The sequence below is a fragment of the Pseudoalteromonas agarivorans genome (assembly GCF_024518735.1).
Lineage (GTDB): Bacteria > Pseudomonadota > Gammaproteobacteria > Enterobacterales > Alteromonadaceae > Pseudoalteromonas > Pseudoalteromonas atlantica.
The window spans coordinates 51,547-65,580 of sequence record NZ_JANIGJ010000015.1; the positions used below are offsets into that span (position 1 = coordinate 51,547).

General features: G+C 41.9%; 18 protein-coding genes. 17 read left to right on the top strand and 1 reads right to left on the bottom strand.

Translation table 11 applies throughout. The annotated features are described in order from the left end of the window. The first annotated feature begins 4 nt into the window (after nucleotides 1–4). The 12 genes from NQT65_RS19095 to NQT65_RS19150 all read left to right on the top strand — a co-directional run bounded on the left by NQT65_RS19095 (nucleotide 5) and on the right by NQT65_RS19150 (nucleotide 9,873). A complete protein-coding gene (locus NQT65_RS19095; RefSeq protein ID WP_256851834.1) occupies nucleotides 5–265 on the top strand; it encodes a hypothetical protein in 261 nt (86 codons plus the stop codon). Between the two features lie 50 nt (nucleotides 266–315). Beyond that, nucleotides 316–2,355: a Calx-beta domain-containing protein gene (locus tag NQT65_RS19100; protein ID WP_256851835.1), complete on the top strand. Its 2,040-nt coding sequence runs from the start codon at nucleotides 316–318 to the stop codon at nucleotides 2,353–2,355. Then, entirely contained in the window at nucleotides 2,333–2,632 is a 300-nt protein-coding gene (locus NQT65_RS19105; RefSeq protein ID WP_256851836.1) for a helix-turn-helix domain-containing protein, read from the top strand. Before NQT65_RS19100 ends, NQT65_RS19105 begins: the two co-directional genes overlap by 23 nt. Nucleotides 2,633–2,636: 4 nt before the next feature. Then, nucleotides 2,637–2,852, top strand: coding sequence for a hypothetical protein (locus NQT65_RS19110; RefSeq protein ID WP_256851837.1), 216 nt, complete (start codon nucleotides 2,637–2,639; stop codon nucleotides 2,850–2,852). A 154-nt stretch (nucleotides 2,853–3,006) separates the two neighbouring features. Beyond that, nucleotides 3,007–3,468 (top strand): TIGR03757 family integrating conjugative element protein, encoded by a 462-nt coding sequence (locus NQT65_RS19115; protein ID WP_256851838.1) that lies wholly within the window; start codon nucleotides 3,007–3,009, stop codon nucleotides 3,466–3,468. Next, nucleotides 3,461–4,546: a TIGR03756 family integrating conjugative element protein gene (locus NQT65_RS19120; protein WP_256851839.1), complete on the top strand. Its 1,086-nt coding sequence runs from the start codon at nucleotides 3,461–3,463 to the stop codon at nucleotides 4,544–4,546. Before NQT65_RS19115 ends, NQT65_RS19120 begins: the two co-directional genes overlap by 8 nt. Nucleotides 4,547–4,581: 35 nt before the next feature. Further along, nucleotides 4,582–5,910, top strand: a complete 1,329-nt coding sequence (locus NQT65_RS19125; protein ID WP_256851840.1) for an integrating conjugative element protein — start codon at nucleotides 4,582–4,584, stop codon at nucleotides 5,908–5,910. Beyond that, nucleotides 5,910–6,254, top strand: a complete 345-nt coding sequence (locus NQT65_RS19130) for a hypothetical protein (protein ID WP_256851841.1) — start codon at nucleotides 5,910–5,912, stop codon at nucleotides 6,252–6,254. The genes NQT65_RS19125 and NQT65_RS19130 overlap by 1 nt, the downstream gene beginning before the upstream one ends. A gap of 9 nt (nucleotides 6,255–6,263) precedes the next feature. Next, the gene (locus tag NQT65_RS19135; protein WP_256851842.1) at nucleotides 6,264–7,874 is read left to right on the top strand and encodes a conjugal transfer protein TraG N-terminal domain-containing protein; all 1,611 of its coding nucleotides are present in this window, start codon (nucleotides 6,264–6,266) and stop codon (nucleotides 7,872–7,874) included. Continuing rightward, a complete protein-coding gene (locus tag NQT65_RS19140) occupies nucleotides 7,871–8,650 on the top strand; it encodes an EAL domain-containing protein (RefSeq protein WP_256851843.1) in 780 nt (259 codons plus the stop codon). The genes NQT65_RS19135 and NQT65_RS19140 overlap by 4 nt, the downstream gene beginning before the upstream one ends. Before the next feature lie 450 nt (nucleotides 8,651–9,100). Then, on the top strand, nucleotides 9,101–9,499 hold the full coding sequence (locus NQT65_RS19145; RefSeq protein WP_256851844.1) for a single-stranded DNA-binding protein: 399 nt from the start codon (nucleotides 9,101–9,103) through the stop codon (nucleotides 9,497–9,499). Nucleotides 9,500–9,582: 83 nt separating this feature from the next. Then, on the top strand, nucleotides 9,583–9,873 hold the full coding sequence (locus NQT65_RS19150; RefSeq protein ID WP_256851845.1) for a hypothetical protein: 291 nt from the start codon (nucleotides 9,583–9,585) through the stop codon (nucleotides 9,871–9,873). A gap of 47 nt (nucleotides 9,874–9,920) precedes the next feature. On the opposite strand, the gene NQT65_RS19155 is transcribed toward NQT65_RS19150, so the two are convergent. After that, nucleotides 9,921–10,133, bottom strand: a complete 213-nt coding sequence (locus NQT65_RS19155) for a hypothetical protein (RefSeq protein ID WP_256851846.1) — start codon at nucleotides 10,131–10,133, stop codon at nucleotides 9,921–9,923. Between the two features lie 329 nt (nucleotides 10,134–10,462). Between NQT65_RS19155 and NQT65_RS19160 the strand changes: the two genes are divergently transcribed. The 5 genes from NQT65_RS19160 to NQT65_RS19180 all read left to right on the top strand — a co-directional run bounded on the left by NQT65_RS19160 (nucleotide 10,463) and on the right by NQT65_RS19180 (nucleotide 13,945). Further along, the gene (locus tag NQT65_RS19160; RefSeq protein WP_256851847.1) at nucleotides 10,463–11,131 is read left to right on the top strand and encodes a hypothetical protein; all 669 of its coding nucleotides are present in this window, start codon (nucleotides 10,463–10,465) and stop codon (nucleotides 11,129–11,131) included. A gap of 279 nt (nucleotides 11,132–11,410) precedes the next feature. Then, nucleotides 11,411–11,938 (top strand): hypothetical protein, encoded by a 528-nt coding sequence (locus NQT65_RS19165; RefSeq protein ID WP_256851848.1) that lies wholly within the window; start codon nucleotides 11,411–11,413, stop codon nucleotides 11,936–11,938. A 129-nt stretch (nucleotides 11,939–12,067) separates the two neighbouring features. Beyond that, nucleotides 12,068–12,655, top strand: a complete 588-nt coding sequence (locus tag NQT65_RS19170; protein WP_256851849.1) for a hypothetical protein — start codon at nucleotides 12,068–12,070, stop codon at nucleotides 12,653–12,655. Nucleotides 12,656–12,880: 225 nt separating this feature from the next. Beyond that, nucleotides 12,881–13,318 carry a hypothetical protein gene (locus NQT65_RS19175; RefSeq protein WP_256851850.1) on the top strand — a complete coding sequence of 146 codons (438 nt, stop codon included), beginning with the start codon at nucleotides 12,881–12,883 and terminating at the stop codon, nucleotides 13,316–13,318. 126 nt (nucleotides 13,319–13,444) lie between these two features. Next, a complete protein-coding gene (locus tag NQT65_RS19180; RefSeq protein ID WP_256851851.1) occupies nucleotides 13,445–13,945 on the top strand; it encodes a hypothetical protein in 501 nt (166 codons plus the stop codon). Nucleotides 13,946–14,034 lie beyond the last annotated feature (89 nt).

Consider the following 14,034-nt stretch of genomic DNA (forward strand, 5'->3'; position numbering starts at 1 on the left):
ATATATGAATGAAAAATGTCTTTTTTTGCAATGGCTTGAAATTGAAAAGCAAACTAAAAGCCAGAAAGCGGCCATAAAAGAGCTAAATAGCCACTGTGGTACTAAGTATACCGAAAGCTGGCCTTCCAAAATGGAAGGTCGGGGGTACACGTTAGAGCGCATACCCACTGAGGTTAGACGCTACATGATGGCTATTGTTCTACCTGAGTTGCTACCAGGTAAATCAGAGAATGAATATAAAAAACTAATAATTTCCTTGACGTAACTATACCGCAGCGGTATAGTTTAAGGGAGCTTTAATTTTGGGGATTCGCAATGAAAAATCTAATCAGCACAGTATGTTTTTCGGTAATGGCTGCTTCTGCAACTGCGGGAACAGGCACTGATATTCGTGGGCTTCATGTTAATGAAAGTCCGGTTCAATATTTGCCAAAGGTGGCAATAAAAAGCACAGCTCAAAGTTATTCAGTATCAACTACGACCGCTGTCGAAAGTGCTGCTGTAGCTGATGTTGTTGTGTTTTATCAGCCATCATACTTTGCAAAATATGGCGCATACGAAGCACACAAACGAATTGAGGCATGGGTGGCGACTGCTAACGAAAGTTATGAGGCGCATGGCCTGAATTATCGTTTGTCAGTCTCTGATATCATCGCAGTTGAATCGGTGTCTGATGATGTGCCTTATCAAGATGTTGTTGATGGTGATGGCAATATCGTTCAAGACGGTGCGGATTATCTTTTCTCACTGGCGGCATTGAATGAAGGTAGTCCTGAATACGCTGCTTATCAGGGGAAGTGGAAAGGCGATCTGGTTGTTTATGTTCGTGAGCAACGCCCTGAAGATACGGTATTGGGTCTTGCCGGTATTGGCGGTGAGTATTCAAGTATGGTTGACAATGATGTTGCGCCTGAGCAATACACTACGTTTGCACACGAAGTTGGTCATAACATAGGTATGAACCACGAAGAAGCTAAGGCGTATGTGGGTCCAGAATACGCGAGAGCAACGATGTGTGGTGGTAATTACACAATCATGTATTCGGCTTCGCCAGCTGGCAAAACGCTGCATCATTATTCTTCGCCTGACTTATCTAGCGGTGGTGAAGTTTGTGGTAATGAAGATACAGCTAACAATGCTCGCGTTATTGAAGAAAACTTTGTGGCAACTACACAGCGCCGCGCAGGTGTTGAGTCGTTGGGCGTGGTATCATTTGCTGAAACCGCTTTTTCAGGCAATGAAGAAGATGGCGTGTTGATCACACTGCAACGTGATGGTGACTTATCACAAGCTGCATCGGTTAAGTTGTTTGCTGAAAGTGATACTGCGGAATGGGGTGTTGATTTCGTAGATGCTTATGTGCTGGCAGAGTTTGAGGCGGGTGCTGCCACTGCTGAAGTGTTCTACCCAGTGGTGAAAGATAGTGAGAGTGAAAGCACTGAATCTTTCTCAGTGACAATGAAATACGCTTATAAGTTGAGTGTTAGTGATGTGGCTACTGCAACGCTAAATGTTGCTGATGGCGCTCAAACTGGTACAGCTGGTATGTTCTCGGTTGCTGGGTCTTCAGAGTTGAATGAAGGTGATTCAGGTACTTATGTTGTAACTCGCGTTGGTGGTACTGGTGAGGCGGTGGTTAATGTCTCTTCGGTAGCTGGTAGTGCAGTTGCTGGGTCTGACTATGTTGCCCTAAATGAACAGCTTGTATTTATTGAAGGTGAAGTTGAAAAATCAGTTACTTTGGTGACGATTGATGACCAAAAAGCAGAAACGAAAGAAAATCTGACTATTGAAATTAATAGCCCTAGCGAAACTGCTGAGTACGATGTTAAGAGCGTAAATGTTGATATCATTGATAATGATGATTCGGTAGAGCCTGATGCTGGTACGTTTTCGTTAAGCGCTTCAGCGACCAGCGTCTCCGAGGCTGCTGGTAGTGTGACGCTAACGGTTACTCGAAGTGGTGGTTCTGAAGGAACGGCTGTGGTTCGGGTTTACACGGTTGCTGCTAGTGCGGTGGCTGGTATTGACTTTACGGCGCTAGATCAAGAATTGACATTCGCTGATGGTGAAATTGAAAAAACACTCACTCTTCAGATTCTGGACGATTCAGATGATGAATCTGGTAACACTTCCTTTGATATTGTTCTTGAGGGGGCGGGTGTGGAAGTGACTGCAAGTACAGTTACGATCACTTTGACTGATAATGATAATGCCAGCTCTGGCGGTGATACTGGTAGTAGCACTGGCGGCGAAAAGAGTGGCGGCAGCACAGGATATGGGTTTGTGTTACTATTGGGTCTGATAGCGATATTCAGAAACAGTGGTTTCAATGCAAATAAAAAATCTATTTGAAAGTGCTTACTATAGGAGGTTGATTCTTGCACACATTATCGATGAGCAAGGACCAATCTCCACAGTTGAAATAGTGGGCTTGCTTAACTGGCCTAAAAACACAGTTAAGGCTAATATTAATGGTATACGAGATATGGGGATTGAAGTTGAGTACGTTGGCTCGCGAAAGACTGGCGGTTATCAACTTCACTCCTGGGGACCAATCAAAAAAAGCTGGGTTAAACAAAGATACAACGAAATGATTGAGTCTTTGCAAAACTTTAAAGCTAAGGAGTGACATTATGGGTATTGCGGGATTTTTTGGAGTGCTGGCCGTAGCTGTGTTCTTCTTGGTTAGCTTTTTTTTCGGTTCAGATGATAAGACTTCAGAAGATAAGCGCCAATTAGACGGCTTGGATGACGGTATTGGTGGCGTATTTGTTAATGGTGAGCATATGACTCGTCAAGAGGCTGAAGATGCACAGTCGCGTGGTGAATTCTACGATACTTACTATTAAAAATTAGGCATGCCTAATTAAAGCTCAATTCAAACCCGCTTTTATGCGGGTTTTTCTTTGCCTAAAAAACCCTGTTAAAGTCACTGGGGTTTTTCCCAGCATTTCTTTTTTTATTACTAGACAATGCCCTTATAGAAATATTTGGGGGTGTCCTTTGTACCTATCGAAGCATGTTTTATTTTTTCTGACGCTTGTCTCAACTTGCGCGGTTGCAAGTACGCAGCCTAAAAGCGGGTTCTCAGACTCGCCGCCTAAAAAAATCGAAGTCTTCTATGACTATAGTGCCGGTAACATTTCTGAAATTGAAGTGGCTGGAATTGAGCTTGTTTATTATCAATTGGATAAGCCTGCTGGCCTGCAAGGTGAAATTAGCAAAAAATTGCCTACGAACCTTGATGATGCGGCAGCTTTCATGAGTCGGTATGCAAACAGTGAAGAGGGTAAGAAGAAAATACAAGCTATTGTAGATGGTTATCAGGGTGTTGGTAGGGCCTATGGGTTAGGGGTTAAAAAACTGCCTGCTACAGTGATTGATGAGCGTTATGTAGTGTACGGAACTACTGATGTTAATCAGGCCTTGCGAATCTATCAAAAGGAAGGTGGGATTCATGAATAAGTTTTTATTGTCTGTAATAGCCCCAGTAGTGCTTATTTTTTCTTTCAACCCCCTGCCTACTAAAGCAGATATCAATAGTGTTGAAATAATACAGGAGAGTCTTTCATTTAGTTGTGTTGCATGGCGACCAACAGGTGTTTGTTTTTGGTTAAAGTGTAGGGCCTTCCCGCCTAGCTGTAGTGTGGAAACAAGTATAAAGGTTAAACATTACAACCCTGATGCAATAGTGCAAGTGTATCAAACGCCAGGTGAGACGCCGTGGGGTGAAATGTCGTTTGTGTCTGAACTTGTATCTTTAGGGCAGTCTGGTAGCACTCCGGCAAATGCTGATCGAATTACTGCTAAAGATCGCTCAAAAGATAAGGGCAAGGATAAGCGTAAGCAGTCTTCTAAAATAATTTCTCGTCATGTTGATATTATTGGTAGCCCTGGTTTGTTACCTATTTCTGAATTACTGGGTAGTACCGACTATGGCTGTGAAAGTGGTGTGCAGCCGTTTCAGCCTTATTATGTTTCTACGCTCGATTACTTTTCATGGAAATTTCCTTATACAGAGTTTCTTAATCCAGCTACTTTTGTACCAGGTATGCGTGAAGTTGGTGAGCGCAATGATGGACAAAATGAAACGTTCCTGTTTACAGGGCGTTTTGGCAACGTATATCCCCGCATTGGTAGCCTGATGCAAAACGATACCTACAAGGCTTCTGCTGTTTTTGCTCAGCGGGCTGCTGATATCGCTACAGATAGCTCCGCGTTACATGTTTACAATTTTCTTGGTGAGAAAAATAGTAAGAAGGGTTGGTGGCCCCCTGGTCAAGTTAAGGAGTGGACTTCAAAAGAGGGTAAGTGGCAAATGCTTTACCCTAGGGCTGAAAGTCAATGCCATATTTTTGGTGAGGACTCTACCCGCCAAGACCGCACTATTGATACCGGCATGCCGAACATGACCGAATACGTTTATGACGGATATCAGCACAGACGTTCTGATGATGGCAATTATGCTTGGCAGTTATGGAGGCCGTACACATGCTGTGAGAAAAAAGGCCAAGTGTTCTTGTTCTCCATTGATACAGATTAGACAGGAAATTAATGATGAAAAAAAGTCTTATTGCATTGGCCGTAACAGCCTTCTTTTTTACGAATGGGGCAGTGGTTTCAAAAGCATCGGCGGCAGAGGATAAGTTAGATCCAAGATTGGTATTTGAAATTGGTGGAAAAGCTAAAATTAAGCAGCGCCGAAATAGAAATATACCAGTAGGGGCGGGAGTTCGTTGGAAAACACCAATGTGCGGCAACTTTGATATGTCACTGTCTGTTACCAACATTCTTAACGGCGTAACCGGCCAACTTGAAAAGTTGGGTGATGATCTACTTGCCAGTGTGACCGGCGCTATATCGAATTGGCCTATGATGGAAATTGCGCGAGCTGACCCGCAACTGTATGAGTTTATTCAGCAAGGTAAGCTTGAAGCAAGTGAGTTGTTCAATGCGTCAGTCGCAAGCTGCGAAGAAATGACCGATAAAATGGTTAGAGAAGGATATGGTACAGGCGGCTCACCTGGTAGTTGGGTTGAAGTCTCAGGTTTTGAAGACTGGGGGGATTCAAATCCTGAATCCGATGATGTTGTTCAGGTAGAAGAAAACGTTGATAAAGAGAAAGGTGATGGAGGCGTAAAATGGGTTGGGGGGGACAAAGCAGCGGGTAAAGATCAACCACCTATTGATACTGTAGCTGACACTGTAAAAGCGGGTGTTAATTTGCTGGCTGATCGTGATGTGAAAAGTGGCTCTAACTTAGCGCAAAACGATGATTCGCCTTGGTTTGCTAAATATTGGAAAGACCCTCAAGAGGCTGCTGAGTGGGTGACTGATATCGTAGGTGAAACTACGATAAGAACATGTGTTGATTGTCAGCGTTTGACTACTACCCCAGGAACCGGCGTCTATGCAAAAATGGAAACAGAACAAAGGCGTATTGAGGAGCGATTGATTACCCTGTTAGATACGCCTATTACTGTTTATGACTCTGAAGATTTAGCAGAAATTTCAGCTCCAGGGTATGCCATAACCCAACAAGTGATGGAGGCTCTTAAAGGAGAGTCTTTGTATAAAGAGGCCTTGGTTGAGCGTTTAGCTGAAGAGGTTGCGATTGCTGATATTGTTGAGCGTTTGATAGCAGCGCGTCGAATTATGCTTGCTGGTTTAAAGGAAGCGCATGTGGCTCAAAATCCTGATGCCGTTCAAATAATTACATCACGTATCACTGAGCTTGGTGAGGAAATGGATTTATTACGTCAAGATGCCGAGTTAAGAGCCTCCACTAAACAATCGGTTGCTGTGACACTACTAAACAGAAAAGCGGGGCGTGAGAAGTATAACGGCGTTGCCCCAAGTGATGATGTTGCAGATGCCATCCGTAAAATGACAGGGCGAGGTCAGTAATGAATATTGTGAGAGTGGCAGTATTCAAATGGCTGCTGATTGGCGGTGGGGTTTTGTTGCTAGCTACCTTGGGAGTCAGCTTTTTGCTTAACCTTGCGGTCTCTTTGATGGAGCAGAAAGAAGCGGTATTGGAAGTTGGTAAGCGCATAGATGGTGTGGGTAGCTATTTTGCGGTTATACGCCTATCTATTGTGGTTCTGTTGATTTTTTATTGGAAAGAACTAGTAAGGTGGTTTGGGCGTGTCCAAGGCCTTAACCTAAGACAAGTGTTCTATCTTAAAACGCTCTATCCATATGTTGTTGGAACGTTAGTTTTAATAGAGTTGCTAGGTTTAGTGTTTTAAGGGGGCGGCATGGTAGTTGATAGCACGATAGATGCTTATGGCATTTCACTCGCATTTTATATCTATAATGTACTGTGGGATATTTTTGCTCAAACAGGTTTAGTGTACTTCCCGATGATCGCATTGATATTTGGGGCGGTGAAAAGTGCTTCTGAATCATCAATGGAAGACTTTAATACAAAATCTTCATTACGAACGGTCGCTATGGGCCTCTTTTTTATGTTGCTTGCACTAGAGTTAGCGCTTTACCCGATGGTACGCCTCAAGTTTGATGATATTAAATATTACGCTCGGCAATGTACGTCAGACACTACCGGTGCCGGTACTATTTCAACTGAAATTTTAGGTGAAGAAGCTGAGTTTGTTGCTGAAAATATGGAGGTTCAACTAGGTGGCCGTGAAATACGTTTGCCTGTGTTGTTCTCTGTAGCGTTACGTATATCTCAGGGTATAAAAAACTGGGCGGTTGAGGATTTGCCGTGTTCTACGGATATCCGCTTGCTTTCTGACGGTATGTTATCTCAGCGTATTTCTGATGAGGCTTTGCTTAACGAAACTAAAGAGTTTGTTCAAACGTGCTACAACCCAGCAAGGAGAAAGTATTTGTCAGATTGGGGGATGGGTTTAAGCGATGCGCAGAATTGGCCTGGAGGCCGAAAGCTGGTCATGGATAGAGGTTATTACGATAATTTTGATGGCGAGGGTTTTTATTCAAGAAAAGCTCGCCCTGGTTACGGTAACTCTGTCAATGAGCTACCAGAGAGCGAGCAACTCCCCTCTGGCTATGGTTTTCCTACGTGTAAAGAGTGGTGGCTCGGTGAAGGTGTAATTAATACGCCGTATGTTGCAGAGGAAGCGCTTTCCACTAGGCTTTATGCAAGCGTAGAAGAATGGTTAAGAGATAAAGAAGATGAAATATACGACACTTTAACTACACAATTAAATCGTGTGAAAAATAGAAGTTATGCTTTCATAGCCAAAAAAGACGTAGTGGTTATGCAGTCTTTATTTACGCCTATCAAGTTGTCTGAGCTTAATTCGCTTTCAACTACTGATTACGGTACTCAGGGGGATGACGGTTTTACTGACTGGGCGTTTAGGGCAATGGGGACGCTTGGTGTAGCTAGTAAATCGATTGAACAATTTAGCGGTGCTAGTATGCTTCAGCTATCTATGCCAATGGTAAAACCATTCATCATTATGGTGATCATAATTTCTTATCTACCTGCAATATTAATGGCCGGATTTAAGTGGAAGTACATTGGCCTGTTTCACGGTGTTGTAATGTCAATGATGTTCTGGCCGTTTTTTTGGGAGTTGTCTCGACTGATTGATGACACGATGATGACAGCATTAGGTGTGGATTTTGATGAAGTGAACACTCAAATGCTATCCCAGTGGATTGCTTCAGGTCTGTATCTCTATGCGCCGTTGCTTTTCTCAACAGCGCTTGGGTGGGTAGGCATGGCTGGTGCAGATAGTGCATTCCAAAAAATGGCAGGGGGTGCTGGTAGTGCCGGTCAAAAAGGTGGTTCGGCTGCGAGTAATAAAGCAAAAGGAATGGGCAAAAGCATGGGCAGTAAAGCTATGGGTGGTATCAAAGGAAAAATGGGCAAATGACCGTTATGCGTCCATCTCGAATTATTGAGCCCTATAAAAGTAAGCATATCGATTTGCGGTTAGCTGGACACTTTAATTATTTCTATCAACCGCAATTTGCGCTTGGTTCAAATAAGCTGAAAGGGTTCGAATGTTTGCTAAGGTTGAGTCATCCGGAAACCGGCATTGTTGAGCCTGGTCGATTTATCGACCGGCTCAATAAAAGCACTATTTGGAATCGGCTATGGCCTGTGATGTTGAATAAAGTGAGTGTTGAGCAAAAGCGCCACGGTAAGGCTCTGAAGTTGGCAATTAATGTTTCGCCTAACGAATTAGAAAAGGGTGAAAAAAGTATCTTTTTGCAGTGTTTTTACAATATGGCGAAAGGTGGTCAACTTGATGCTACAAGTATTGAGATTGAAATTACTGAAGACTTTCAGATAAAAGATTATGAGCAAGTTAATTGCTCTATTTATATGCTTAAACAATTAGGCGCTAAAGTCGTTGTAGATGACTTTGGGGCCGGATTTTGCAACATGGTCGCTATTGATAAATTGAATATTGATGGCGTAAAAATCGACCGTAGCTTAATTAACGGTATCGATACTAGCGAAATGAAACAAACCATTGTAAAATCATTGGTAAGTATCGCAAATGTGAAAGGGTGTTACGTCTTGGCTGAAGGGATTGAAACAGATTCTCAGCGTCAGATGTCAGAACAACTAGGTTGTAAGTATGGGCAAGGTTTTCTATTAGGCCGCCCCTCCCCCTCTTTCGTTCATTTGATCCAGTTTTAAAAAGGCCACGCGCCGAGATTCGTTGCCTATAGCAACGTCCCCTACCTGGGAGGCTTTGACCTATGGTACAACTAGGTGCGACCTGGGAGGCTTGTAATTCAGTGTATCTGCTAGCCAGAACACAGCCTTAGAGGATAGTCGTGTAGTTCCTACACGCGCAGCTCATTATATTGAGCTGTTTTTCTTAAGAACTGGCGCGTGTAACCTTCTGATCTAATTTGTAAAAAGTGGGCGCTTATAGCTGCCCTCCCCATGTAGAGCCTCAATAGCTCGTAGACTTGCCAATAGAAACAATTAATCAAAAATGACAAAAAGATCGTTTTTTACGGGCGGGTTTTCGAGGGTTTGTGTTTGCACAAGAAGTAGCCATGTATTACTATGTGCATGCTACTTTTTTAAACAAAACAGGCGCTTTCGAGCTGCCTTTAACACGTAAAGAGGAAATATCCCATGAAAAACTTAAAGCAAAATCTTGTACTTATCGCTGGTAATGTATCATTCGTTGACATCAAAGAATCAACTCAAAAGCCAGGTGAATACTTTGGCAATATGAGCATCGCCTATGATGATGGTTTTTTTGATAAAAACAACAATAACCAATGGGTTGAGCGAGTTTCGTTTATTGACGTTAAGGTTACTAACCGCTTCCTCAAGCAATGTAAAAATACCTTTAACCCTGGCGATCAAGTCAATATTGAAGGTAAGTTGATTGTTGAGTCTTGGCAACAAGATGGTCAGAACAGAAAGGCGATGAAAGTTCAAGCTGAAAAGTTAGTTGGTCACGCTACTAAACAAGAAATCGAATGCTTAAAAGCTGCCGGTTTACTTGGTGGTAATCCCCAAAGCTAATCATTTCGATTGGTAACTAATAAAGGACGCTATGCGTCCTTTTTTAATTAGGCATGCCTAATTTTAATATTCAAGGGGGACGTATGAAGTGGTTAAATTATAGCAATAAGGTAAGTTCGACCGTCTTGTTTGTCACAGCTGTATTTCTTTGGTATGTGCCGTTTAGTGGAGCTGATGAACTTGTCTATTGGTACGCGTATCAAGAAGGTAAGCGAGATAACTTGATAAAGCGCTATCGCAAATTCTTACCGAAACTGTTTATCAGAGTTTATTTGGAATCCAAGTTCGAATTCAGAAAATGGACCATTGAAAACATGAAAGATGAGTTTGAACAATGCAGAATCGTTGATAACTGGAAAGCTAGCAATGCTTAATATACATGCACCTTCGGGTGCATTTTTTATTTCCGAAGGTACATTGTTTAGTAGTAAGTATCATACATTTCACCAAGACTTTGAGCTGTTTCAGCTTCTTGCCAATTCATATCGTTGTTGTCAGCGATGATATTGCCAAAGCCATCATTGAGTTGGTCAAGCTGGCTATTTGTCTTTTTATTTTCAGTGTTATCAAAGAAAACTTCGTCAACTGATTCCAAGAAAATTTTGCCTGAAAATTTGAGTGCTGAAGTAAACATTTTTATTCTCCTTTTGTTGAAATCGGCTTTAAAAATAGCGCTGGAAGTGAAATAAAGGCAAATGGCTCAACGGAAGCCGCAGCTAAGTGAGCAAAGCGAATCTGAACGGGTGAGTAAGCGCGAAGCCTTGCATTGGCGCTTTATTAACAAAGCGCTTTACTTGCCTTGATTGAGGCAAGGAGATCAAAAAAATGAAAACGCACGTATTCGTGCATGAAGTTGGTGCGATAGTGAATTAATTTGGTATAGTGAAATGGTTAATCGGCCAGCAGGCCACAATAAAAATAGGCGCTCTATGAGCTGCCTTCAACACGTAATGAGGAAGATGTATGAGACAGAATGCAATCACACTTGCTAGTAATGTTGATGTGATTATGGCTAAAGCACGTTCTGAGGGTGCTGATATGCAATCTCGAAGTGCGGTTTTATCTGCACTGTATGGATGTGTAATGGCCGGTGCTTTATGCGAGCTTACCGAATACTCTTATATTGTATATGGTGGCTTGGTTTCTCCCATACCTAAAAATATAACCCCTGAAATTCGTTTGCAGCAAATAGAGACTGATTTGATTGCATTAGAACAGGACTTTGCAGTATCGATGTACGCAGTTATGGATCATCAAATACGTTGCAAGGAATTAGGTATTCGAGGGGCTAAGCGTTCCAGAATGCTTAAAGAGGTTTGGGCGCTTGCTGCTGAAGCTGAAGCTATCAGTTTGATTAATAAGCTAGAAGGTTTTTCAGATGGTTATCGGGCATATTTTAATGGACACATTAAACGTTCACCTTTATCCCAGGGAACGCTTAGTTATTGGGAAAAAGGGCAAATTGCCGCTGAATCTTTTTCAAAATCCGGACATAAATTCTTGATCGGTGATGGTTACAGCATAAGGTATAACCCATTGTGGGAAGATTACCAGGTATCACATGAAGAGATTGGCTGTGTTTGTAGCTGTGAATATTTTCATGAAGCGCTTGAGCATTGTCGAAAGGGGTAAATATGTTACTTAAAATTGCAGAAACAGAGGAAGTAAACACTTCTGAAATAGAACTAGGGCAAGAAATTGATGCTGGTTCAGATGAATAAATAAAGGTCCCTCGGGACCTTTTTTTTATCGAGCATAGATAAAAATATCTATGATGGCCACAATCTATATAGTCGAAAATAACTATGCTGCAGCGGGATAAATTTGCTAAGCTGTAAGTGTTCAATCAGGCCATAGGCCACAAAAAAACAGGCGCTTTCGAGCTGCCTTCAACACGTAAAGAGGAAACTTATGAATATTTCAGAACTGCAACAACGTATGGCCCCAATTCAAAAAGAAATGCCTAAGCCTGTATCAAGTGCTTTGATATCAGTTTTAGGTGCAACCGCTTTTTTAGAAATGATTACGCCAATATCTGAAAGTATCCGGAAGGATGCTTTAGATAAGTTCAAGCCAGTCGTTGAGGACAGTCAATGCGGTCGAATTACCGAAAGTGTTGGTAAAGTCATAACTCGTTGGGATGATCTCTATCTAGCTTCAGATATTTCAGCTAAAGAGCTTTACGTTTATCACAAACGGGAAATGGCATTGAAGGGCTTCAAAGCTGACAGTGAGTGTTGCCCGTTCTTGGTAGCGGAAACTACTTTACGAGAAGCTAAGCGTATTTTGTTTAGTGTGATGGAGCCTTATACCGGTATTGCAGAACGTCAGATACTTCGCCTTGATATTCGAGAGAAGTACCTACAAATACTGCTTAACATGTTGGTCCCTTTGGCCTCCCAGCAAGGCATTGAGCTAAACATTCTGAAAAGAAAGTAATAGTAAAGCTTCCTTCTGGAAGCTTTTTTTATACCTGGCATATGGTATATTGGAATTTCTAAACCGGCCATCGGCCAAAATCAAAACAGGCGCTTTCGAGCTGCCTTCAACACGTAATGAGGTAACAGTATGACTACTGACGTTCTATTAAAAAACCCTGAGAATATCGATCTTATCTGGAAACATACAAGTGATGATTTTCGCGGCATAACCGGTGGCACTAAAACCGTTTTGTACAACCAAAATGGCGGTACGGTTCTTGGTTCTATTGAAGGGATGCCCAGTGATGTTTTTGCGAAGCAGTTGAAATATGCGAAGTGGAAGGAAGTTTGTTTTCAGCGTGATAAGAAGCTTAAACCTATCTACAAAACCTTTGGGCTTGAACCTATGTTTACTGGTACGAATCAGTGGCGTGGTGACTTTAAGACTGTTCTTGAAATCTTCAAAGCACAGAAAGGTGAAGATGTAGCGAAGCGCGTTGGTGATGCAATACGTGATGCTTACGTCCCCTTCCCTGATGGTCCTGACAGTGATGGAATACAGTTGTTGGATGGTGTGTCAGAGGTAATAAAGCCAGGTCGAGGAATGCTTGAAATTGTTATTCAGCGCCCGACAAATAAAGTGGTTCGTATATTTGAATGTACCATAGACGCACTACAGGAAATGTATAAGCAAGCGATTAGTAACCCCTATGTTGCTCAATATCAAATCTTGTAGTCAACTGATTTGCAGGCTAATCGGTTTGCAACTCTAAGGGTGATTTTTAATGCACAATCAGAGTTGTTATAATTAAAACTCCAGCAGTGAATATTAATAAAAACCTCACGTTGCTGGGGTTTTTTTATATCTAGTACATGGTATATTGAGGTTTCTAAATCGGCCTACGGCCACAAATAAAACAGGCGCTTTCGAGCTGCCTTCAATACGTAAAGAGGACTTAATATGTCAGCACGTAAAACAATGACAATTATCGTTTTGCCAAACATCAAAATGTTTCACTTCACTGAAAAAACATTGGTAGGTATTAGAAATGAAGCATGGTATCCATATTCTGAAGGTAGGCTTTTTGAGTATGTTGAAAAGTACCTAGTTGATGCTGGTGTAGCGCATAATATTACTCGTCTCGATGAGAGGCAGCGTTGCGGCCAGTCAGTTGATTATGTAGTTACATACAATGTAGCTAAGCCAACTGATCGTAAAGGCAATTTCAACCATGCGTTTGATATCGCGTTTGAAGTTGTTTCAGATAATAACGGTGACAATGTTACTGGCGCTGAGCTACGCGCCGGTCTTCTGCGACGACTTTTAATTACTTCGGATGAAGAGTTAGAAGAAGCTTGCGGTAAACCACATGATACGTTTGAAACAAACATTAATTAAACAAGATGCACCTTGCGAGGTGCATTTTTTTTGTCTGGTGATATACTGAAATTTCTAAATCGGCCTCCGGCCACAAATAAAACAGGCGCTTTCGAGCTGCCTTCAATACGTAATGAGGTAAACCCCATGAGTAATACTAAATACATTGTTGATGCAAACGCACCTATATCTAACTATTATGCAACTGAAAGCATTATCTATACAGACCTTGAAGGTGTAGAGCGTGTCGCATACAGCGGAGCTCTTTACTTACACGGTGCTTTAGATATGACTTGGCCTGAATACAAAAAGTATATGGCTGATATTAAACCTGAAATTAGTTTAAAGGTAATTGATTCAGAAGAGCAAAACGCTCGAATAAATCTTTATCGACAAGAGCAAATGAAGGAAGAGAAAGAAATCAGTTCAGAAGATTATTGGTGGTTATTAGAATGCTTACCTCCGTGTCGTTGGCGCAAGGTTTCTGGCGTTGAACTATTTCATGTAAGTGAGCGTATTTGTTTGGACCTAGTTCAATGGGTTGGGCAAATTGGAGACAAGTATTATAAATTGGTCGATTCTGAAAAGGCTGAATTGTCCGATATTGCAGAGCGCTTTATCAATCTTGATAAAACGTTAGCTGCCTAATAATTAAACCCCGCTTAGTCGGGGTTTTTTATCCTTAGATAATAATCTTTCTAAACATGCAGTACATATATTAAGACTAAAACTGTCCA